Origin of the sequence: Natroniella sulfidigena (assembly GCF_023223645.1) — a bacterium.
Taxonomy (GTDB): domain Bacteria; phylum Bacillota; class Halanaerobiia; order Halobacteroidales; family Halobacteroidaceae; genus Natroniella; species Natroniella sulfidigena.
Window position 1 is genome coordinate 1 of record NZ_JALKBY010000018.1, and the last position, 21274, is coordinate 21274.

At 36.3% G+C, this 21274-nt stretch carries 16 protein-coding genes; 7 read left to right on the top strand and 9 right to left on the bottom strand.

The window, feature by feature from the left end:
* Positions 1–165 precede the first annotated feature (165 nt).
* Complete coding sequence (locus MWH28_RS11095; protein ID WP_248619449.1) at positions 166–3576, bottom strand: DNA polymerase III subunit alpha; 3411 nt, start codon at positions 3574–3576, stop codon at positions 166–168.
* A gap of 341 nt (positions 3577–3917) precedes the next feature.
* Between MWH28_RS11095 and MWH28_RS11100 the strand changes: the two genes are divergently transcribed.
* Together MWH28_RS11100 and MWH28_RS11105 are read left to right on the top strand one after the other, a co-directional pair.
* Entirely contained in the window at positions 3918–4229 is a 312-nt protein-coding gene (locus MWH28_RS11100) for a YtrH family sporulation protein (RefSeq protein ID WP_248619450.1), read from the top strand.
* A gap of 1 nt (position 4230) precedes the next feature.
* Positions 4231–4701 (top strand): sporulation membrane protein YtrI, encoded by a 471-nt coding sequence (locus tag MWH28_RS11105; protein ID WP_248619451.1) that lies wholly within the window; start codon positions 4231–4233, stop codon positions 4699–4701.
* Between the two features lie 41 nt (positions 4702–4742).
* On the opposite strand, the gene MWH28_RS11110 is transcribed toward MWH28_RS11105, so the two are convergent.
* The 4 genes from MWH28_RS11110 to MWH28_RS11125 all read right to left on the bottom strand — a co-directional run bounded on the left by MWH28_RS11110 (position 4743) and on the right by MWH28_RS11125 (position 9167).
* Positions 4743–5930, bottom strand: a complete 1188-nt coding sequence (locus MWH28_RS11110) for a pyridoxal phosphate-dependent aminotransferase (protein ID WP_248619452.1) — start codon at positions 5928–5930, stop codon at positions 4743–4745.
* Between the two features lie 59 nt (positions 5931–5989).
* Complete coding sequence (gene typA / locus MWH28_RS11115; protein ID WP_248619453.1) at positions 5990–7801, bottom strand: translational GTPase TypA; 1812 nt, start codon at positions 7799–7801, stop codon at positions 5990–5992.
* A 196-nt stretch (positions 7802–7997) separates the two neighbouring features.
* The gene (locus MWH28_RS11120; protein WP_248619454.1) at positions 7998–8759 is read right to left on the bottom strand and encodes a histidinol-phosphatase HisJ family protein; all 762 of its coding nucleotides are present in this window, start codon (positions 8757–8759) and stop codon (positions 7998–8000) included.
* 9 nt (positions 8760–8768) lie between these two features.
* On the bottom strand, positions 8769–9167 hold the full coding sequence (locus MWH28_RS11125) for a secondary thiamine-phosphate synthase enzyme YjbQ (RefSeq protein ID WP_248619455.1): 399 nt from the start codon (positions 9165–9167) through the stop codon (positions 8769–8771).
* A 606-nt stretch (positions 9168–9773) separates the two neighbouring features.
* Between MWH28_RS11125 and MWH28_RS11130 the strand changes: the two genes are divergently transcribed.
* The 3 genes from MWH28_RS11130 (at position 9774) to MWH28_RS11140 (ending at position 12144) form a co-directional block, all read left to right on the top strand.
* Positions 9774–10130, top strand: a complete 357-nt coding sequence (locus tag MWH28_RS11130; RefSeq protein ID WP_248619456.1) for a hypothetical protein — start codon at positions 9774–9776, stop codon at positions 10128–10130.
* A gap of 226 nt (positions 10131–10356) precedes the next feature.
* Complete coding sequence (locus tag MWH28_RS11135; RefSeq protein ID WP_248619457.1) at positions 10357–10581, top strand: hypothetical protein; 225 nt, start codon at positions 10357–10359, stop codon at positions 10579–10581.
* Positions 10582–12144, top strand: coding sequence for a solute symporter family protein (locus tag MWH28_RS11140; RefSeq protein ID WP_248619458.1), 1563 nt, complete (start codon positions 10582–10584; stop codon positions 12142–12144).
* A 208-nt stretch (positions 12145–12352) separates the two neighbouring features.
* On the opposite strand, the gene MWH28_RS11145 is transcribed toward MWH28_RS11140, so the two are convergent.
* From MWH28_RS11145 to MWH28_RS11155, 3 genes are all read right to left on the bottom strand, one after another.
* Positions 12353–14149: an NADH-dependent [FeFe] hydrogenase, group A6 gene (locus tag MWH28_RS11145; protein WP_248619459.1), complete on the bottom strand. Its 1797-nt coding sequence runs from the start codon at positions 14147–14149 to the stop codon at positions 12353–12355.
* A 22-nt stretch (positions 14150–14171) separates the two neighbouring features.
* Positions 14172–15974: an NADH-quinone oxidoreductase subunit NuoF gene (locus MWH28_RS11150; RefSeq protein WP_248619460.1), complete on the bottom strand. Its 1803-nt coding sequence runs from the start codon at positions 15972–15974 to the stop codon at positions 14172–14174.
* Positions 15975–16267: 293 nt separating this feature from the next.
* On the bottom strand, positions 16268–16777 hold the full coding sequence (locus tag MWH28_RS11155) for an NADH-quinone oxidoreductase subunit NuoE family protein (protein ID WP_248619461.1): 510 nt from the start codon (positions 16775–16777) through the stop codon (positions 16268–16270).
* Between the two features lie 206 nt (positions 16778–16983).
* On the opposite strand from MWH28_RS11155, the gene MWH28_RS11160 reads away from it, so the two are divergent.
* Together MWH28_RS11160 and MWH28_RS11165 are read left to right on the top strand one after the other, a co-directional pair.
* Complete coding sequence (locus MWH28_RS11160) at positions 16984–18654, top strand: SulP family inorganic anion transporter (protein ID WP_248619462.1); 1671 nt, start codon at positions 16984–16986, stop codon at positions 18652–18654.
* Between the two features lie 231 nt (positions 18655–18885).
* The gene (locus MWH28_RS11165) at positions 18886–20679 is read left to right on the top strand and encodes an SLC13 family permease (RefSeq protein ID WP_428323578.1); all 1794 of its coding nucleotides are present in this window, start codon (positions 18886–18888) and stop codon (positions 20677–20679) included.
* Between the two features lie 62 nt (positions 20680–20741).
* Here the strand turns inward: MWH28_RS11165 and MWH28_RS11170 are convergent, their stop codons facing one another.
* A complete protein-coding gene (locus tag MWH28_RS11170) occupies positions 20742–21134 on the bottom strand; it encodes a Fur family transcriptional regulator (RefSeq protein ID WP_345894772.1) in 393 nt (130 codons plus the stop codon).
* Positions 21135–21274: the final 140 nt, after the last annotated feature.

Consider the following 21274-nt stretch of genomic DNA (forward strand, 5'->3'; position numbering starts at 1 on the left):
GGAGTACGTATCCATTTAATCAAAGGAGTTTTATTTTTTCAAGAACTTTTTATAAAAAACGATGCAACGCTAGTGATATTAATAGAACCTTTAACTTGTACAATTAACTTTTTTAATCCCTCTATTAAGATCCAATTACTACATATAATATACTATGCATTACTACTAAAAAGAGTGTTTTACTTTTAATTCACTCAACTTCTGTCTTAGTTTAGGCGTTACATTTAAATTATATTTAGCTGCGAGCCTAATACTTACTCGATAGCCTTCAATTATTAAATGTAAATAGACTGGATTCATCCCAGAAAAATCAATTAACAGATCTTTTAATTCTACTAGCTTTTGCTGATCAAACTCCTTTAATTGTAAATGGAATGGCTCCTTTTTACTAGAAGAAGAAAAATCACCTGTTGTTAAACTTCCTATCTTATCAGCTATAACCTTACCTTCTTGATTGACTCTGCCTGTTACTAAAATTGGTTCATCCTCTAGTAAAAATTCTTGATACCGTTGATAAGTATCTGGAAAGACAATCACCTCAAAATCACCAACTTCATCTTCTACAGTCAAAAAAGACATCTGACGTTGGTTCTTAGTTATTATTTCTCGATTATTAGTAATTAATCCTCCTAGGATTGCTCTTTCTTTACCTTCTTTAATCTCTTGGCTGGTTTTATTTCTCTTTTCTTCCAACTTATCCAAGTGTTGTTCTAGTGGATGCCCTGATAGATAAAGCCCCAACATCTCCTTTTCTAAAGCCAACAGCTTCTGTTGATCAAACTCTTCTATCTCAGGTAGTTCAACTTGATCAACCATGAAATCATCAGTCTGCTCAAATAAATCTAGAAAGCTAGTCTGACCATTACTTCTTTCTTGTTGAATTCTTTGGGCTTGTGCAAAAGCATCAGGCAATACCTTCAATAATTGAGAACGGTAATTACCTAAAGAATCAAAAGCTCCAGCTTTAATTAAACTTTCTACTACTCTTTTATTAACCTTACTTAAATCAACCCGTTGACAGAAATCAAATAAATCGCTAAACTTCTCTTCCTCCCGGACAGCAATGATCTCCTCAATCGCCTTCTGTCCTACATTTTTGATCCCTTTTAAACCGAATCTAATCTTTCCTCCTTCCACCGTAAAAGCGATCCGACTGTGATTGACATCTGGTGGTAAGATCTCAATCTCCATTCGTTCTGCTTCAAGAATATACTCAGCTACTTTATCACTATTACCAATAATACTGGTCAATAAAGCTGCCATAAATTCCACTGGATAGTGTGCTTTTAAGTAAGCAGTCTGATAAGAGACATAGGCATAGGCCGTACTATGAGCCTTATTAAAGCCATACCCACTAAAATATTCAATTAATTCGAATAACTCCTCAGCCAACTCTTGGCTATAGCCATTATTGACTGCTCCTGGAATATCTCCATTACCATTAATGAAGATAGAACGATGTTTCTTCATCACTTCAGGCTTTTTCTTCCCCATGGATCGACGTAAAATATCGGCCTCACCAAGCGAATAACCTGCTATTTGCTGCACAATCTGCATTACTTGCTCTTGATAAAGAATCACCCCATAAGTCGGCTCTAAAATCTCCTTTAAGTCAGGATGAGGGTATTCAACCTCCTGCTCCCCATGACGGCGAGCAATAAAGTCATCAACCATCCCACTGCCTAATGGCCCTGGACGATATAAAGCAAGTAAAGCAATAATATCCTCAATATTCTCTGGCTTTAGCTGCTTAATCAACCTTCTCATACCATCACTTTCTAACTGAAAGACTCCTAAGCTTAACCCTTGGCCCAATAACTCAAAGACTGCTGGATCATCAAAAGAAAGATCTCCTGGCGTTAAATCGTTGGCCCGATTTTCATTGATTAAACTCAATGCTTTATCAATCACTGTTAAAGTTCTCAAACCTAAAAAGTCCATCTTTAATAACCCTAACTGTTCTAGGGTATCCATATCATATTGAGTCGTAACCTCACCTTTACTCTGGTATAAAGGCGTATAATTGGTCAACTCCTCTTTAGTAATCACCACTCCAGCTGCATGGGTTGAGGCATGGCGTTTTAATCCTTCAATCCTTTGCGAGTAGTCAATTAACTCCTTAACCTCACTATCAGAGTTATACAATTTCTGTAACTCATCTGACTCCTCTAGAGCATCTTTTAAGGTAATTCCTAGTGAATTAGGAATAGCCTTAGCTACCTTATCAGTCTTATCATAACTGATCCCTAATACTCGTCCTACATCACGAACAGCCCCTTTAGCAGCCATTGTACCAAAGGTAATTATCTGGGCTACCTTATCAGCACCATATTTTTCGGTTACATAATCTATTACTTCATCCCGTCGCTCATAACAAAAATCAATATCGATATCAGGCATCGACACACGAGCAGGATTTAAAAATCTTTCAAATAATAGATTATACTCTAATGGATCAATCTCTGTAATATCCAATAGATAGGAAACAATACTTGAAGCTGCACTACCTCGCCCCGGGCCAACAATAATCTCTTCATCCTTAGCATACTTAATAAAATCCCTCACGATTAAAAAGTAAGCTGGATAACCCATCTGATTAATTATCCCTAGTTCATGTTCAATCCTCTCTTCAACCTCAGAAGTTAACTCTCCATACTTCCTCTCAACACCTTGATAAGTCAACTTCCTTAGATAAGATTCAACCGTTTCTCCTGCTGGCACTTCATAATGCGGCAATAAGATCTGCTCAAAGTCTAAATCAACCTCACATCTATCAGCAATTTCAACAGTATTGGCAATCGCTTGCGGATAATCAGCAAATAACTGTTCCATCTCCTGTGAGCTCTTAAAATAAAATTGATCATTAGGAAATTGTAATCGATCTTGATCATTGACATCCTTACCAGTTTGAATACAGAGTAAAATATCATGTACCTTAGCATCATCTTGGGTCAGATAATGAACATCATTAGTTGCTACTAAAGGAATCTCTAGTCTTTTACTTAACTGCACTAAGCCATCATTGACCCTCTTTTCTTCTTTTAAACCATGATCTTGTAATTCCAAAAAGAAATTGCCTGGGCCAAAAATATCTTGATAAGCTAAAGCTATCTCTTCTGCTTGCTCAGTCTGCTCATTAGCTAATAATGTAGAAATCTCCCCCGCTAAGCAACTACTTAAACAGATCAATCCTTCACTATTTTCTCTTAATAATTCCTGATCGATTCGTGGTTTATAATAAAAACCCTCTGTATAACCTTGAGAGACCAATTTTAATAAGTTTCGATAACCTACATTATTCTCAGCTAATAAGACCAGATGGGCCAACTTCTTATTATTAACATCCTTTTGTAAGCGATTATCAGTAATATAGACCTCACAACCAATAATCGGCTTGACCCCTGCTGCTTTAGCCTGCCGATAAAACTCAACTGCTCCATACATCACCCCATGATCGGTCATCGCTACCGCTGGCATACCTTCCTTTTTAGCCTGAGCAATCAATTCTTCAGTTTTGACCGCTCCATCTAAGAGACTATATTCTGTATGAACATGAAGATGTACAAATTGGCTCATATTCTCACCTCCTGACACTTTAAATTTACAGTTTACAATGTACAATTAAAAAGATAAAAACCATCAACAATATCTTTCATATTTTTCCCAATTAATTAGCAACTTATCCTACCTTTATAATATAGCTATTCAAGTTTAAAATCAAAGAAATTTAAGCTTAATTGATAAATAGCTTAAGTTTAAGGCTGAGGTTGAGTTTAAGTCAATCACTAGAAACATAAGGGCTTAGCTCTTACTTAGACTTAGACTCAAACTTAAACTTAATTGTGATTAAATTAGACATAATTCCATCATACAAACAATACAGATACTCGTATAAACTTAATCTGGTAGGTGATTGTATGAACCGACTGATTTTAGTCTTTTTTATCGCCCTAGGAGTAGTCTTAGGAGGGGCAATTATTGGTAGTGTAGGAGCAACCCTGACTGGGGAATCACCACTTAAAGCAATGACTCAATTAAGCCAGGAGATTAAATTATGGGCCGTAGTCACCGCCATTGGTGGAACATTTAGTACTTTAAGGATTATTGAAGGAGGAGTCTTTGAAGGAAAAGTTGGTGTCTTAATCAGACAGTTTGTCCTCTTAACCGCTGCTTTTATAGGAGCCCAACTTGGTATCTGGCTAATTACCATCCTCACTGGAGGAAATTAAGATGGGATTTAACTTTTTAACCTTGACCAAAACTGAACTAACACGCCTAATAGCCAGCTTTATCTTGGGAGTTATTATTGGAGCTACCTTACTTAACCTCTTTGTAGGGCACCAAATTGATCAGCTAATCTACGAAAAAGAAGAATTAAAGAGCAACCTAAAAAACCAGACAGCTCAATTAGAACAATTAGAAGAAAGCTTAGCTGAAGAAAGAAAGAAGATCATCCAAAAGCTACAAGTCAAAATTGAAACAGATTTAGACAAACATATCACCCAAGAATTAAAACAGAAGATCTTCAATCTCCTTAAAAGTCTAATCGGTCGTGAAATAGATACAATCGACGGTAACTTAATAGCTGAAACCCTTGACGGAAGAATTATAATCATCGAGGGTAATGAATATCAACTAGATCTACTCTGGTTTATGATCCAGCCTGAAGCTATAGTCTCTTTTGAAATCAAAAAAGAATAAAGTTGCCAGCTGGCAACTTTATTCAACTCTCAAAGATTATTTTAATTATTTAGTAAGCTATTAATCCGCTTAATTGCTTCTGTTATCTGCTCTTCACTAGCAGCATAAGATAACCGCAAATATCCTGGCTGACCAAAAGCAGAGCCTGGTATCGTAGCCACTCCTGCTTCTTGTAATAATAACTCTGCTAACTTTTGATCATCAGTCACTTCTTGACCTGCTATTGTCTTCCCTACTAATCCTGTGATATTAACAAAGAGATAAAAAGCCCCTGCAGGCTTAATTGCTTTTAACCCTGAAATCTGATTTAAACCCTCAATTATAATTTCTCTCCGTTGATCAAAGGCTTCTTTCATCTCAAGAGTCGGCTCTTGAGTGCCCAATAAAGCTGCTATACTTGCCCTTTGAGCAATTGAATTGGCATTAGAAGTACTGTGACTTTGCAATCTTCCCATAGCTGCAATAATTTCTTGCGGGCCAACAGCATAACCAATCCTCCATCCTGTCATCGCATAAGCTTTAGAAACACCATCAATCACAACTGTTCGCTCTTTAATCTTTGGCCCTAAAGCAGCAATACTGATAGCATCCTGTTCATAACTTATCTTTTGATAGATCTCATCAGCAATCACTAAGATATCCTCTTCAACTATCACCTCAGCAAGCTCAACTAACTCCTGTTTAGTATAAACTGCTCCAGTCGGATTATTAGGACTATTAATAATTATAGCCTTAGTCTGAGGTGTAATTGCTTCTTTAAGCTGCTGAGCAGTTAATTTAAAACCATCTTCTTCAGCAGTCTTAACCTTGACAGGTCTGCCCCCTGCAAACTTGATCTGCTCTGGATAACTGACCCAATAAGGGACAGGTAAGATTACCTCATCACCAGGATTTATTATAGCCTGTAAAGCATTAAATAAAGATTGTTTAGCACCAGTAGAAATAATCACCTGGTCAGTCTGATACTCTAACCCTTTATCTTCCTTGAATCTAGTACAGACAGCTCCCTGCAATTTCTTAATTCCCACCGTAGCAGTATAAGTAGTAAAACCTTCTTGAATTGCTTCTATACCTGCTTGCTTTACATGTTGGGGAGTCTCAAAATCTGGCTCACCAGCCCCCAAACCAATTATATCTCTCCCCTCTTCTTTTAACCGCTTAGCCTCAGCACTGATTGCTAATGTCGGCGAAGCTTGAATTTGACTAATTCGTGTTGATAACTCTACCATCCTTTCTTCTCCCTCCTCTATTTACCAGTGACTAGTCACTAATCACTAGTTACTAATCACTAATCTCTATTCTTCTTAATCCTCTGCTTCTTATTTAATATCTTTTTGCGTAATCTAATATTTTTAGGCGTTACCTCTACTAACTCATCTTCAGTAATATATTCTAAAGCTTCCTCTAAGCTCAATTCAGTTGCTGGAGTCAAAATCATTGCCTCATCAGCAGAACCTGATCTCATATTATCTAGCTTCTTTTGTTTACAGATGTTAATATCTAGATCCTGCTCTCTAGAATTAGAACCAACGATCATTCCTGCATAGACCTTTACCCCAGGTTCAACAAATATAGTCCCTCTTTCTTGAGCATTAAAGATACCATACCTACTAACCTCTCCTTGCCGATCAGCTACTATTGATCCCGTCTTTCTAGTAAAGATCTCTCCTCGATAGTCATCATAACAAGAGAAGTTATGATTTAAAATTCCTTCTCCTTTAGTCTTGGTTAGAAACTCAGATCTAAATCCAATCAAACCTCTAGCTGGTACCTCAAAAACCAATCTAACTCTAGTTTCACTCAAATGAGTCATTTCTTGCATTTGGCCTTTCCGTTGTCCTAACTGTTCAATTACTGTCCCCATAAATTCCTCTGGAACATCAATAGTAACTTCTTCAATCGGTTCTAGCTTCTGACCATCTTCTTCCTTAATAATTGCTTCTGGCTTAGAAACTTGAAGTTCATACCCTTCCCGACGCATCGTTTCGATTAAGATGGATAAGTGTAACTCACCTCTACCTGAAACCTTAAAAGTATCAGGGGCCAACTCCTCAACTTGTAAGGCAACATTTCTTTCTAGTTCATCCAATAACCGCTCCTTTAACTTACGAGAAGTAACATAATCACCTTCTTGACCTGCAAAGGGACTATCATTGGTTGTAAAGGTCATTGCTACTGTCGGCTCCTCAATCTTAACAAAAGGCAAAGCTTCTGGCTCTTCTAAATCAGCAACCGTCTCTCCAATATTAATCCCTTCCAAACCTGCTACAGCTACAATTTCTCCTACCTTAGCTTCAGCTACTTCCTTCCTCTCCAAACCATGATATGTAAATAATTTCGAGATCTTCTTGGAATCAACTTCACCATCTCGCTTACAGATAGCTACTTGCTCACCTTCTGTTAGTTGACCACGATTGATCTTACCTAGAGCCATCCGTCCTACATAATCATTATATTCAATAGTAGTCACAATCATTTGTAAAGGAGCATCCAATTCTCCCTCTGGACCTGGGATATACTCTTGGATCGCTTCAAATAACGGCTCCAAATTATCATTTTCAACAGCTAAATCTTCTTGAGCAAATCCTTCTAAAGCTGAAGCATAGATCACTGGGAATTCAATCTGCTCCTCTGTCGCCCCCAAATCAATAAATAGATCCAATACCTCATCTACAACAGCTTCCGGTCTAGCTTTCGGTCGATCGATCTTATTAATCACTACAATTGGGGTTAGATCCAACTCCAAAGCTTTAGTCAAAACAAACTTGGTCTGGGGCATTGGCCCTTCAAAAGCATCAACAACCAATAAAACACCATCAACCATCTTCAAAATCCGCTCTACCTCTCCTCCAAAATCTGCATGACCAGGTGTGTCAATAATATTGATCTTAGTCCCTTGATAATCAACAGCTGTATTCTTAGATAAGATTGTAATCCCTCGTTCTTTTTCTAAATCATTATCATCCATAACCCGCTCTTCAACTTCCTGCTTAGCGTGAAAAATACCACTCTCTTTCAACATTCCATCAACTAAAGTCGTCTTCCCATGATCAACATGAGCTATAATTGCTATATTTCTAATATCTTCTCTTACTGTCATTTTATCCTCCTTTTAAAGTAAACAAATTCAAGTTCAAGACTGAGGTTCAGATTTTACTTAGACTTAAACTTAAATTTAGACTTAAGCTTAACATATAGTCTAGATTATAATATTTAACATTGCTTGTCAACAAAATTAAGTTTTCTAAAATTTGACTTAAGCTACTAATCACCAGTCACTAGTCACTAATTACTAGTTACAACTCAACCATCTTTCGCTCCCTACTTTTAAAAGTAGCAACTTCTCTATAACCAATCCCTCTTAATAAATCTCTGACCTCAGTTAAATTCTCCCCTACTCGCTGAGCAATATGAGCATCAGAGCTTAAGGTTACTGGAATCTCTAATTGATAAGCTCTTTCTAGAATCTTCTTACTAGGATAGAATTCCCCGACAGGCTTATTTAATCCATTAGTATTGATCTCAATCGCTAGATCATTTTCTGCAATTACCTCTAATACAGGAGCTACAATCTCTAAAATATTACCCTCAGGCTTAAAATTAAAGATCTTAATTAGATCTAAATGACCTAAGAAATCAAATAAACCAGACTGGGCTGCTTGTTTAATATAATTGAAATAAGTTTGATACAACTCAGCTAGATCCCAATTTTGATATTCAGCTTTATAATCTGGATGATCAAACATCCACCCATCTAGATAATGGATTGAACCTATTACATAGTCTAATTCAAACTGCTCCAAAAAATCCTTGATTTCTAATTCTTCTCCTGGAGTATAATCCATCTCTATTCCAGCCCTAACCTTTAACTCAGAAAAATCTTCTGCTACCTGACGAATTAATTCAAAATCAAACTGCTGATAATAACGATTATGATCAGCAAATCCTATCTCTGCTATGCCTTTTTTAACTGCTTCCTCCATAAATCCCTTCAGATTCTTTGCTGTCATAGCTCTATCTTGATGCCCTAATGGATGAATATGATAATCTACTAACATCTTAATCCCCTACCCTTCTATTAATTTAATATGTACTTTCCTCGTTCTTGGCCCATCAAACTCAGCAAAATAAATCCCTTGCCAAGTTCCCAGTAACAAATCTCCTTGCTCTATAATAATCTGTTCCGATGAACCAAATAATGTCGCCTTAATATGAGCAGCTGAATTCCCTTCTAAATGTTGATAATTATCTTCAAAGGGAATTACCGTATTTACTTGTTTTAAGATATCCTCTTTAACAGTAGGATCAGCATTTTCATTAATTGTAATCCCAGCAGTAGTATGAGGTATATAAATAGTACATAATCCACTTTTAATACCTACTTCTTTAACTATCTTCTTCACTCTAGCAGTTAAATCAACCAACTCAGTCTTTTGAGTACTCTTAACTGAAAATTGCTTTAACACTTCTAACCCCTCCTTGTCATGATATAAACCACAAGCTTAAAATTAAAATAAAGATTGAAGAAATTATACTTCTAACTATTTTTATTATCTAGTGTTTTTGTCCGCATTTGACTTTTACTAATTACTAGTTACTAATTACTAATTACTAATCATTAGTCATTAATTCTCAATTTAATTAATTATTCCTGCAGAGCATTGTTTTAAATAGCATACTATTTGTCTTTTTACATAAGTATAAGCTATATTAGATTTTAAGATTCTCAAAAAAGAAATAAAAAGTTTGAACAGTTTATTACTTGCTCGCATAAATATAAATATAGCTAATGACCATATAATACTATAACATAATTATTTCAATTTTAATATTAATTTAAATCTTTTTCAATTTACCCTTGACATCTAAACCTTAATGCTATATAATAATTAGTACACTTATCCTAAAATAAATTAAATCTTATTTCTCCAATTGCTCCAAACGTTTTTTAATTACAGTTAATTTTCAGAATATTATGAATATATTGGAATTAATTGATAATTTTAAGTATAATATCATTGTTTTTACAAATAATACTTATAAACATCTTACTACTTAAGGAGGACTCCATCATGAATGAGACATTAGAAGAATTCCTACTAGCAGCTTATCAAACAAATCAAAATGGAATTATGTCATTTGAACAAATAGAAAAGTTAGGCTACTCTAAAAAAGAAATCTTTACTGCAATAGAAAAATGTACAGAAAAAGGATTGATCCAAGCTATTAACCAAATTGATGAAATTTACTTGGAACAAAGATTTACTTTTACTCATAAAGGAAGATTTTTCTTAAAGGCATTATTAGAAAATGATGACTTTTCATTAGTTGAAGATGAAGATAACACCAACTGTATAGATTCATATGGAAATGTAGAACAAATTTGCTTAGGTTTATATGGTTACGTTGAACGAAAAAAAGTTGAATAACTCCCTATAGAACTTTAGCCTACTTATTATATAAAATCTTAAATTCAACTCCCCTACTGGATCTTCTATATACTTTTTGCTTGATCGGGAGTTCTATTTTTAATATTTTAAATATTCTGAATATTTAAAATATTAACTAAACTAAGGAGGTGATACCTCGGTTATATTACAGTTTGTTCGTTAATTAGAGTTAACTAAAATCAATTATAAAAAGGAGGCATTTCAAATGACTGAATTACCACTTTTATCTATTGGATTGGTAGCTACTGTGTTTGTTTATGCTATCAGTACCTGGATCCTTTCTTTCTCCCACGCTAAAAACTTGCTTGAAACGGAAGAAAAAAGTTTATTACCTGAAGTATCTACATCTTATGAAACAATTGAAGAAGAATATCTTCAATATCCTATTGAAGAATCTATCAATAGAAAACGAGCAATGGAGGGATATTAAATGACTGAATTACCGATTTTAGCTATCGTCCTGGTAGCTGCTATGGTTTTATTTTCTGTTGGTGTTACTATCTTTACGACTAGAATGACTCGAACGAGTTCGGATTATTATATTGCTGGTGAAGGAGTTAGTGTATTCCAGAACTCTGCTGCTATCTCTGGTAACTATTTAAGTGCAGCTTCATTTTTAGGTGTAGCTGGAGCAACCTTTTTACATGGTTATGATGGAGTGCTCTATGCTTATGGATTCTTCTTAGGTTATGTTTTATTATTAGCATTTATCGCTGGCCCACTCAAGAAGTTTGGTCAGTATACGATTCCAGATTTCGTTGCTGCTCGTTTCCATTCAAAGCGAGCTAGAATCATGGGAATCATTTGTGTAATTACAATCTCTATGTTCTATACTGCTCCACAGATGGTAGGAGCCGGTGATGTATTGAGCTTATTACTTGGTATTCCTTATAATACAGGAGTAATAGCCTCTGGAATTATAATTACTATTTACGTTGCCTTTGGTGGTATGAAAGGAACTACTCTAAATCAGGTGGTTCAGTTCTTCGTTCTATTCGGTGCTATCATTGTTTTAGCAGCATTAGCTATGGGAAGAGGTGTTGGCTATGGAGAAATGTTAGATACCCTCGCTGCTGCTGAAGGTTCATTTGCACTCCCTGGTGGTGAATCCTTCGATTTTGCTGGAGGTGCCTGGACTGCCCCACATAACTGGTTAGACTTTACAGATACCATGTCCTTATTGGTTGGACTCTGCTTTGGAACTGCTGGATTACCTCATATCTTAGCTAGATTCTATACCAATCCAACCAGTGCTAAAGCAAAATGGTCAGTAATGGGCGTATTGATATTCATTGGTCTATTCTATATCGCAGCACCATATGTTGGTACAGTAGCTCGTTATACCATGATTGAACATGGTGAGGCTCTGACACCATATATGTCTAGTTCATTAGTAGAAAGAGGAAATAACTTGGCCGTTCCAATTATGGGTGATTTCTATGGCGGGCAAGCAATGCTAGGGCTTACAATTGCTGGAGCAGTTGCTGCAATCTTAGCTACAGTTAGTGGTTTATTAATCACTTTGACTTCAGCATTAGCTCATGATTTATATATAAGCTTAATCAATCCTAACGCTTCAGAAGAACAACAGGTATTAACAGGTAAGATTGTTACTTTGATCATCGGTGTTTTAGTAACTATAATTGGTATAATGGCAGAAGGAGCTCAGGTTGCTTTTCTGGTAGGTTTAGGATTTGCCGTTGCAGCTAGTACCTTCTTCCCTGTCTTAGCTTTAGGTATTTGGTGGAAGCGAGCCACTGCTAACGGAGCTATTGCCGGTATGCTTGTTGGTCTAATAACTTCTGTTGGCTTAATCTTCTTTGCTGACTTTCTCCCATCATTCTTACACCTTCAGAATCCTGGTTTAGTCAGCTTACCGTTAGCAGTTATTGCTAATGTAGTAGTTTCATTAATTGATGATAAGATTCCAGCTGATGTAAATGAATTCATGGAATTGGTTCATGGGCCTGAAGAAAAAGCACTTAATGGTTAAACTTAGCCCACTCTACTAGGAGAGCAGTATCCCTGAAATACTGCCCTCCTACCTTTTCAAATAGATAAACCAAGTTCCAGTCAAAAGCTGGTTCATGGAATGATTCATAGTCTTTAAGAAATATTGTTACAACTAAATAGTGACCCACTCTACAGAGAAAGTAGTATCCCTGAAATACTGCTTTCTCTTTTTTATTATTCTACTTTGCTTACTCTTTTTCCTTCTTTTCTTGCTTTTTTTCTTCTGCCTGCTCCTGATAAGTATACAATTTCCGATCTACATACCCTGTATGTAACAATTTTTGTGATTTTTCACCATGCGGTTGACCTAAAAATCTGTCATATAATCTCTGGACAAATGGATTTTCATGGGCTTTGCGATGTTCTTTGTTGCGATCAGCAGTAAATAACCCCTCTGCTCTACTAACATAGGCCTCCCCCATTCTAGTCCAATTATCATATCCTGCATAAACTGGCTGGCCTCCCCCTCCAACACACCCTCCATTCGGACAAGCCATCACCTCTACAAAATCATAATCACGTTCTCCAGTCTGTAACCGATGAATCAACCTTCTGGCATTACCTGTTCCTCGTGCTACTGCTGCTTTGATAGTTCTACCATCATCTAATTCAAGCTCCCCTTCTTTAAAATCCTTCCCTCTGACCTCTTTTAATTCCAGTTTGTCAAGCTCTCTTCCCGTTAACTTTTCATAAACTGTCCGCAGTGCTGCTTCACAGACACCTCCAGTCGAGCCAAAGATGACCCCTGCTCCTGAAGCATAACCCATTGGCTCATCATACTCTTCCTCTTCTAATGTAGTCAAGTCCAATCCAGCTTCTTTGATCATTTCAGCTAACTCCCGAGTCGTTAAGTTAAGATCTACATCTCGGTCTTGTCCACTGTCATTCATTTCGGGTCGAGCAGCTTCATACTTTTTAGCTACACAAGGCATTACTGACACAGAATATATATCTTCAGGGTCTATTCCTGCTTCTTGAGCATAATAAGTTTTAACCAAAGCTCCAAAAACCTGTTGAGGAGATTTACAAGAGGATAAATTAGGAATTAATTCTGGATAAAAGCTTTCACAGAATTTAACCCACCCTGGACAACAGGAAGTAAACTGTGGTAGATCTTGATCACTTTCTAATCGCTCCATCAATTCATGTCCTTCTTCCATAACTACAACATCGGCTCCAAAGCAATCATCAAAGACCTTATCAAAGCCTAGCCTCTTTAATGCTGCTACTAATTGACCAGTTACTAGACTCCCTGTCTCCATTCCAAATAATTCACCGATTGTAACTCTAATTGCTGGGGCTGTTTGAATGACAACATGTTTATCAGGATCCTTTAAAGCTTGCCACGCTTCTCCTTTATTATCTTTGCCATGTAAAGCCCCTGTCGGGCAGACTAAAATACATTGTCCACAAGTAATACATGGGGTATCTAAGTAACTATCATTAAAAGCAGGGCCAGCAACTGTTGGGAATCCTCTTTCCAGTACATCATAAATATGAACTTCTTGAATTTTAGAACAGACATTGATACATCTGCGACACATAATACATTTACTTGGCTCTCGTACTAATGATGGAGATAGATCATCCACTGGATATTCATTCTTCTTACCTTGATAACTTACCTGTCTAACCCCAAACTGGTCAGCTAAAGCTTGCAATTCACAATTTAAATTAGCAGCACAGGTTAAACAGTCAAAGGGATGATCAGATAATAACAGCTCCAAAACTGTCTTTCTATAATCTAAAATCTCTGGAGTATTACTCCTAACTACTAATCCATCCCTCACCTGATATGTACAAGCTGGCTGTAAATTCCGCTCTCCTTCTATCTCTACAACACAAATTCTACAGGCTGCTGGCTCATTTACCCCTTCTAAATAACATAATGTAGGGATATCTATATTGGCTTTATTGGCAGCATCAATTAGACTTTTTCCTTCTTCAATCTCAACTTCCTGTCCATCTATTGTCAAAGTTACCATCAACATTCCTCCTTAACAAATTCTACCCTTTAGAAATAACCTCAAAAGGACATTCTTCTTCACAAACACCACAGGCTGTACAAGCTTCAGGATCTATCTCGTAGGTTTCACCGACTTCTCCTTTGATTGCTTGAGCAGGACAAGCAGTTTCACACTTACCACAAGCTTTACATAACTCTGAATCGATTTTGTATTTTTGTAATCCTTTACAGACCCCTGTTGGACAATATTTATCTTCTGCATGGGCCAAATATTCACCCTCAAAATGCTCAATAGCACTTAAGACTGGATTAGGAGCAGATTTACAGAGACCACACAAAGCAGTCCGTTTAATTGTATGTGAGAGATGCTTTAATCGCTCTAAATCCTCTCTTCTCCCCTCTCCTTCTACTATCTGATCCATAATCTCTAATAATCGCTTAGTCCCAATCCTTCCTGGAGCACACTTGCCACAGGCTTCATCTTGAGTAAAATCCAAATAGAATCGAGCTACATCAACCATACAGCTTGTCTCATCTAGAATGATTAAGCCACCTGAACCCATCATTGAACCTACTTCTAATAATGCATCATACTCTAATGGGGTATCTAAATAGTCTGCTGGCAAACAGCCTCCTGATGGCCCACCAGTTTGAACTGCTTTAAACTCTTTTTGATCTGGAATTCCTCCACCAAGTTTAAAGATTACATCACCTATACTGATTCCAATTGGTACTTCAATTAATCCTGTATTATTAATATCCCCAGCTAGGGCAAATACTTTAGTTCCTGTACTATCTTCAGTACCGAGCTTTTTATACCATGCCCCCCCTTCCCTAATAACAATTGGAACATTAGCTAAAGTCTCTACATTATTAATTAAGGTTGGTTGGCCCCATAGACCATCCTGGGCTGGATAAGGAGGTTTAGATTGTGGATCACCACGATAGCCTTCTACCGAAGTAATCAAAGCCGTCTCTTCACCACAGACAAAGGCTCCTGCTCCAATTCTAACCTCGACATCAAAGCTAAACTGGCTACCATGAATATTATCACCTAACAGCCCCTCTTCTCTAGCTGATTTGATTGCTCTTTCTAACCGCTCTACTGCTAATGGATATTCAGCCCGGACATAGACAAAACCCTGTTCAGCCCCAATTGCATAAGCACCTAGGGCCAACCCCTCTAGTACACTATGGGGATCTCCTTCTAAGATACTACGATCCATAAAGGCACCAGGATCACCTTCATCTGCGTTACAGATTATATACTTAGGAGTTTCTTGATTGTCATGGGTGATTTCCCATTTGATACCGGTTGGAAATCCACCGCCCCCTCTCCCTCGTAGACCTGATTCTTTAACCTCTGCAATTACTTCTTCAGGCTCTAACTCTGTTACAGCCTTCTTGAGAGCTTGATACCCTCCTTGTTCCATATATTCTTCTATTTCTAGAGGATCTATCTTCCCACAATTATCTAAGACAATCCTCTTTTGATACTTATAAAAATCCATATCTTCCTTTTTAGCAATCTTCTCTTCAGTCTCCGGATCTATATAAAGCAGATCATCTATAATTTCACCATTCAATAAATGTTGTTGTACAATCTGTCGGACATCATCTGCTTCAACCTGACAATAAAATACTTCATCTGCTTCATTTTGAGTATGGATAGTGATAATTGGCCCTAATTCACAAAAACCAAAGCAACCTGTTTGAGTTACTTTAGTTTCGGCAAAGAGATCATGCTCTTTCAATTCAGCTATTAGATTCTGATAAATCGTTGGCCCGCCTGAGGAATTGCAACTCGTTCCAGCACAAAGCAGTATTTCATATTTATTCTGCATTTTATCCCTCCCCGTTCTAATTAGTGTACAATTTACAGTTGACGGTTGACAGTTAAAATCAAAATATTGCTTACTTGATATTAAGTGTCACTCCCTGACACTAGCTATGAGTCGTGTGCTATGAGCTGTGAGCCAGTTCAAAATCTTTAAAACCAAAACCTAAAATCACTTAACTCCTTGAAATCAAAAGCTTAAAGCTTGTTTTGAATTTGATTTTATGCTTTTGATTTTAGCTCACGACACACAACTCATAGCTCACAGCTTTGTGGCACAAAAGTGCCACAATATTGTAATCACTCATATTGCCTCAACAACTCCGGCAGTTGCTCAGGCTTGACTCGGCCATGAACATCATCACCAATAATCACAACTGGAGCCATTCCACAAGCTCCAACACAGCGTGTATCCTGTAAAGTAAACCTATCATCTTCACTTGTTTGGCCGGGTTCAATATCCAACTCATCATTTATTTTATCTAATATATCCTGGCTGCCCTTAACATAGCAAGCAGTTCCTGTACAGACTTCGATTGTATATTTGCCCCTTTTAGTTGTCGAGAATAGTGAGTAAAAACTGACCACACTATAAACTTTACTAAAAGGAATTTCTAATCGTTCCGCTATCCTGACTTGAACTCTCCGTGGTAGATAGCCAAATATATTTTGTGCTTGATGTAGGATGGCAATTAAATTCAAATTACCCTCTTCAGCAGCTTCCAATAAATCTTCTAACTGCTGATGTTGCTCCTCTTCTCCTCGATTAATAAATATCTCTTCAATTGTTTCAGTCGGTTGCTGATTCATAAAGAGCCTCCTGACTATTATTTATCCCTAAATTCAATTTTATACCTTATTAATCTATAAGCTTCCTTGAATTTGATTTTAAAATTAACTATAATATAATTACATCTTGATTTAACATTTAACCACTATTATTAATACTAGTATTAACAAAAGTGGTTGATAAAATTAAATAAAATTCTTCCTAGGAGGGAGTTAAGCTAAGAGCAATGTTTACAAGTTTTTTTAAGATGATTAAGAATTATAATTTTAAGGTTTTTAAGGATGACTTATCAGCCGGTTTATCTGTTGCAAGTGTTGCTTTGCCACAAAGTATGGCTTATGCTTTAATTGCTGGAGTCAACCCAATTTATGGTCTTTACACTTCAATAGTAGCTATGATTACTGCTACATTTGTAGGAGTTTCTAATTATATGATCGCCGGGCCAACCAACATGATGTCACTTGCGATTGCCAGTAACTTAACTTCATTAGAGGAGGTTAGTTATCTTGAAGGCGTATTATTATTAACTTTTCTGGTAGGAGTCATTCAAGTCTTATTAGGGATGCTTCGTTTAGGTGATTTAGTAACTTACGTCTCACACCCTGTAATTACTGGATTAACCTTTGGAGTAGCTTTAATTATTGGAATTGGTCAATTAGACAACTTATTAGGTCTAGAAATTGAAATGGGAGCTAATATCTTCTCAACATTCTATAATATAATTATTAATTTAGAGCAGACCAACCTTTACTCTTTCTTAATAGGAGCTTTAACTATAGCTATAATCGCGATTATTAAAAAGAGTAATTTAGGACTTCCTTCCTACTTGGTGGGAGTCATAATCTCTATCTGTATAGTTTATATTTTTAATCTTAGGGAATCACTAGCTGTCGTTGGTAATTTTACTGCTTCTTTACCTGAATTTAGACCTATTAAACTCAACTTTAATCTGGTGCAACAGTTATTCAGTTCAGCCTTGTCAATAGCAATCTTAGGGTTTATTCAAGTTATTTCTATAGTCAAATCTTTAGAAAAAAAGAGTGAACAACAAGTTAAATTAAATCAAGAGTTTATTGGACAGGGATTGATCAATATCTGCTGTTCATTATTCAGTGGATTTGTTATTTCTGGATCTTTTACCAAGTCATTCATCAACTATAGTGCTGGGGCCAAAACAAGAATTTCACAATTAATTACTGGTCTTTCTTTCATTCTTGTGATCTTATTATTCAATCCAGTAGTCAGATATATTCCTATTTCTAGTTTAGCTGCCCTAGTGATTGTAGTAGCCTGTTCAATGATTGAGCGAAAAGAGATAGTACAGAGTTTTAAAACTACTACCGCTGATGCTATCATGTTCTCGGTAACATTTATCACTACAATTCTAGCTCCTCGCTTAGATTATGCAATTTATGTAGGAGTTATAGTTTCAATCATCATCCTTTTAAAAAATGCAAGTGGTGTCCAATATTCTCATATGAGTTATGGACAGCAAGGAAAAGGAGATTTTTCAAATCAAGAACAGCTTACTAACATCAAAGAGGATGATTATATTTTGATCAATCTAGCTGGAAATTTACAGTTTAATTCCGCAGAAAACTTAAAGGATAAATTAAATCAAAGTTTCACTGAAAATAAAGCTTTCGTAATTAGAACTAGATACCTTGATCATATTGATATTACTTCAATCCAAGAGCTAGAAAAATTTATTGATAAAGTCTATGATCATGGAGGAAAAGTCTTACTCTGTGGAGTTGATGAAGAATTATTGAAAGCATTACAACAGGCAGGAACCCTTGATAAAGTCAACAAGGAGAATGTCTTTTTAGCTGACCAACAGATCTTCTCTTCTACTAAGCAGGCAATTAAAAAAGTCGCCTCCGGCAACTCAATTTAAGGTTAAGCAAACAATCAAAAAAACAACTTTAACAAACAGTTGTTCCAAAAAGGAGGGATATAATTGATATTTATTTCACGAAAGAAACTGCTTTATCTTGCTATTTTATTAGTTATATCAACTTTAATTATTGGTTGGATTGCACCACAAGCTAATGCAGTTGAATTAGAAATTGATCAAGAAGGTGAAATAGAGACTACTTTTGCTGACAATCAAGAGTTTAATATTAATATGTTAATTGTTAGTAGTTTAGTTATCTTAGCTATTTTGTTATTTTTATGGGAACCTATTAGGGCAGATATCATTGCTCTTACAATTCCAATAATTCTAGTCTTATTAGAACCTTGGAGTCAGATTAATATTGACCAAGCACTATCAGGGTTTGCTAATCCAGCTACAATCACTGTATTAGCTATGTTTATTCTAAGTGAAGGAATTCAACGTAGTGGTTTAGTTCAAATCCTTGGAGATAAAATAGTTCAATTAACATCTGGAAAAGAATCACGCCAATTAGGTATTATTGTTGGGCTAGCAGGGCCAATCGCTGGTATTATCAATAATACCCCAGTAGTTGCCATCTTTATTCCAATGATTAAAAATTTGGCCCGTAAGACCAAAACCTCCCCTTCTAAACTATTAATTCCCCTCTCATATGCCTCAATGATGGGTGGAATGCTAACTTTAGTTGGTACCTCAACCAACTTATTGGCCAGTGATATCTCTGCTCGCTTGATTGGTCATTCTTTTTCAATGTTTGAATTTACACAGTTAGGTATAGTAATCTTGGTAATTGGTTCACTTTATTTAGTTACTTTAGGTCGCCATCTAATCCCAGAACGGATCAAACCGGAACAATATGATGATCTGATTGAAGAGTATGAAATGATAGATTATCTAACGGAAGTAGTAATTGAAGAAAATTCCCCTCTAGCTGGAAAAATTGTTGGCCCAGCCCTTGAAGAACTTGACTTTGAGTTTGATTTAGTCCAAATTATTCGCTCTGGAAAGCAATTTATGGAACCATTAGATGCCAAAAGCCTTCAACCAGGAGATCATTTGATAATTAGAACTAATCGTGAAACCTTACTTAAAATGATTGAAACTGAAGGGTTAAAGTTAATTCCAGATAAAGCTAAAGTTACTGAGGAAAAATTAGAGAGTCCAACCCAAGGTCAAAATTTAGTAGAAACAGTCATCACCAATGGCTCCTTTCTCGAGGGCCAAACCTTGGCTGAAATTAACTTTTTGGCCCGTTATGACGCCACGGTCCTAGCAATCAGAAGGGGTAGTACGTTGGCCCATAGCAGAATGGAAGATATCACCCTTAAGGCTGGAGATGTATTATTACTATTAGTTACCGAAAAGACCCTAGAAAGATTACGCCACAATCGCAACTTTATTATTGCTTATGAGATAAATCCTACTGATTATCGTCAATCCAAAATTCCAATCGCCCTAGGTATTATTAGTACTGTAGTTGCCCTAGCCGTCTTTGAAATTATTCCAATCGTTATTTCGGCCATTGCTGGTGTAATCGCAATGGTACTTACTGATTGTGTAAAACCAAATGAAATGTATGAAGCAGTTAATTGGGAAGTTATTTTCCTATTAGCAAGCCTAATACCTTTAGGAATTGCTTTAGAAGAAACTGGAACAGCTCAATATATTGCTCAGCACTTAATCAACATGATTGACTCCTTCCCTCCAATTATCGCCTTGGGAGTCTTTTATATACTTACTGCTCTCTTAACTAATATCATCAGTAATAATGCCAGTGTAATCCTAATGACTCCCATAGCAGTAGACGCCGCTTTGCAATTAGGAGCAAATCCTTTTTCCTTTATTTTAGTAGTAACTTTTGCTGCTAGTACAGCTTTTCTTACGCCGATAGGTTATCAAACCAACCTGATGGTCTATGGCCCAGGAGGTTATAAATTCAAAGATTTTATGATTGCTGGAGCTCCATTGCAATTATTATTAGCCATTGCCACTCCTCTATTTATCTACTTGTTTTGGGGTGTTTAAAACAACAAAAAAGGTATAAGCTAGCTTACTACAAAGCTAGCTTATACCTTTTATAACCAAAACTATTTACAATCCGAGCAATACCCAAAAAACTCGCTCCGATGATACTCAACCTCTCCTTCAATTACGTTAGCCACTTTTTGGTTCATCTCTTTCTTAACATCTATATCTACATCCATCACCTTACCACAGTCCAAACAACTAAAATGATAATGATTCTCAGGATTGCCATCAAAACGACTATAACTACTCCCATAATTTAATTCCATAAGCTCGCCCATTTCTCGCAATACATTTAAATTACGATAAATAGTTCCTAAACTAATATTAGGAATCTCTTTCTTTACTTGTTCATAAATCCAATCTGCCGTTGGATGAGAAGTAGTACTCCTTAATACTTCTAAGATCTTCTTCCTCTGTTTAGTCATCCTTCTCTTTTTAGTCATTTCACTCATCCTTTATAGTAATAATAGTTATTAGTTACATTATAGCAATAATTCTGACAACTGTCAATCTGAATTCAGTTAAGTTTAAGTTCAAATCTAAGTTTAAGTAAGACCTAAGACCTTATACTTTTAACGGTTGGCTTAGACTT

Bases quoted from the DNA above. Each gene is read 5' to 3' on its own strand.
- MWH28_RS11095 (WP_248619449.1), bottom strand. From the start codon at position 3,576: ATGAGCCAATTTGTACATCTTCATGTTCATACAGAATATAGTCTCTTA.
- MWH28_RS11100 (WP_248619450.1), top strand. From the start codon at position 3,918: ATGAACCGACTGATTTTAGTCTTTTTTATCGCCCTAGGAGTAGTCTTA.
- MWH28_RS11105 (WP_248619451.1), top strand. From the start codon at position 4,231: ATGGGATTTAACTTTTTAACCTTGACCAAAACTGAACTAACACGCCTA.
- MWH28_RS11110 (WP_248619452.1), bottom strand. From the start codon at position 5,930: ATGGTAGAGTTATCAACACGAATTAGTCAAATTCAAGCTTCGCCGACA.
- typA (WP_248619453.1), bottom strand. From the start codon at position 7,801: ATGACAGTAAGAGAAGATATTAGAAATATAGCAATTATAGCTCATGTT.
- MWH28_RS11120 (WP_248619454.1), bottom strand. From the start codon at position 8,759: ATGTTAGTAGATTATCATATTCATCCATTAGGGCATCAAGATAGAGCT.
- MWH28_RS11130 (WP_248619456.1), top strand. From the start codon at position 9,774: ATGAATGAGACATTAGAAGAATTCCTACTAGCAGCTTATCAAACAAAT.
- MWH28_RS11135 (WP_248619457.1), top strand. From the start codon at position 10,357: ATGACTGAATTACCACTTTTATCTATTGGATTGGTAGCTACTGTGTTT.
- MWH28_RS11140 (WP_248619458.1), top strand. From the start codon at position 10,582: ATGACTGAATTACCGATTTTAGCTATCGTCCTGGTAGCTGCTATGGTT.
- MWH28_RS11145 (WP_248619459.1), bottom strand. From the start codon at position 14,149: ATGGTAACTTTGACAATAGATGGACAGGAAGTTGAGATTGAAGAAGGA.
- MWH28_RS11150 (WP_248619460.1), bottom strand. From the start codon at position 15,974: ATGCAGAATAAATATGAAATACTGCTTTGTGCTGGAACGAGTTGCAAT.
- MWH28_RS11155 (WP_248619461.1), bottom strand. From the start codon at position 16,777: ATGAATCAGCAACCGACTGAAACAATTGAAGAGATATTTATTAATCGA.
- MWH28_RS11160 (WP_248619462.1), top strand. From the start codon at position 16,984: ATGTTTACAAGTTTTTTTAAGATGATTAAGAATTATAATTTTAAGGTT.
- MWH28_RS11165 (WP_428323578.1), top strand. From the start codon at position 18,886: ATGTTAATTGTTAGTAGTTTAGTTATCTTAGCTATTTTGTTATTTTTA.
- MWH28_RS11170 (WP_345894772.1), bottom strand. From the start codon at position 21,134: ATGAGTGAAATGACTAAAAAGAGAAGGATGACTAAACAGAGGAAGAAG.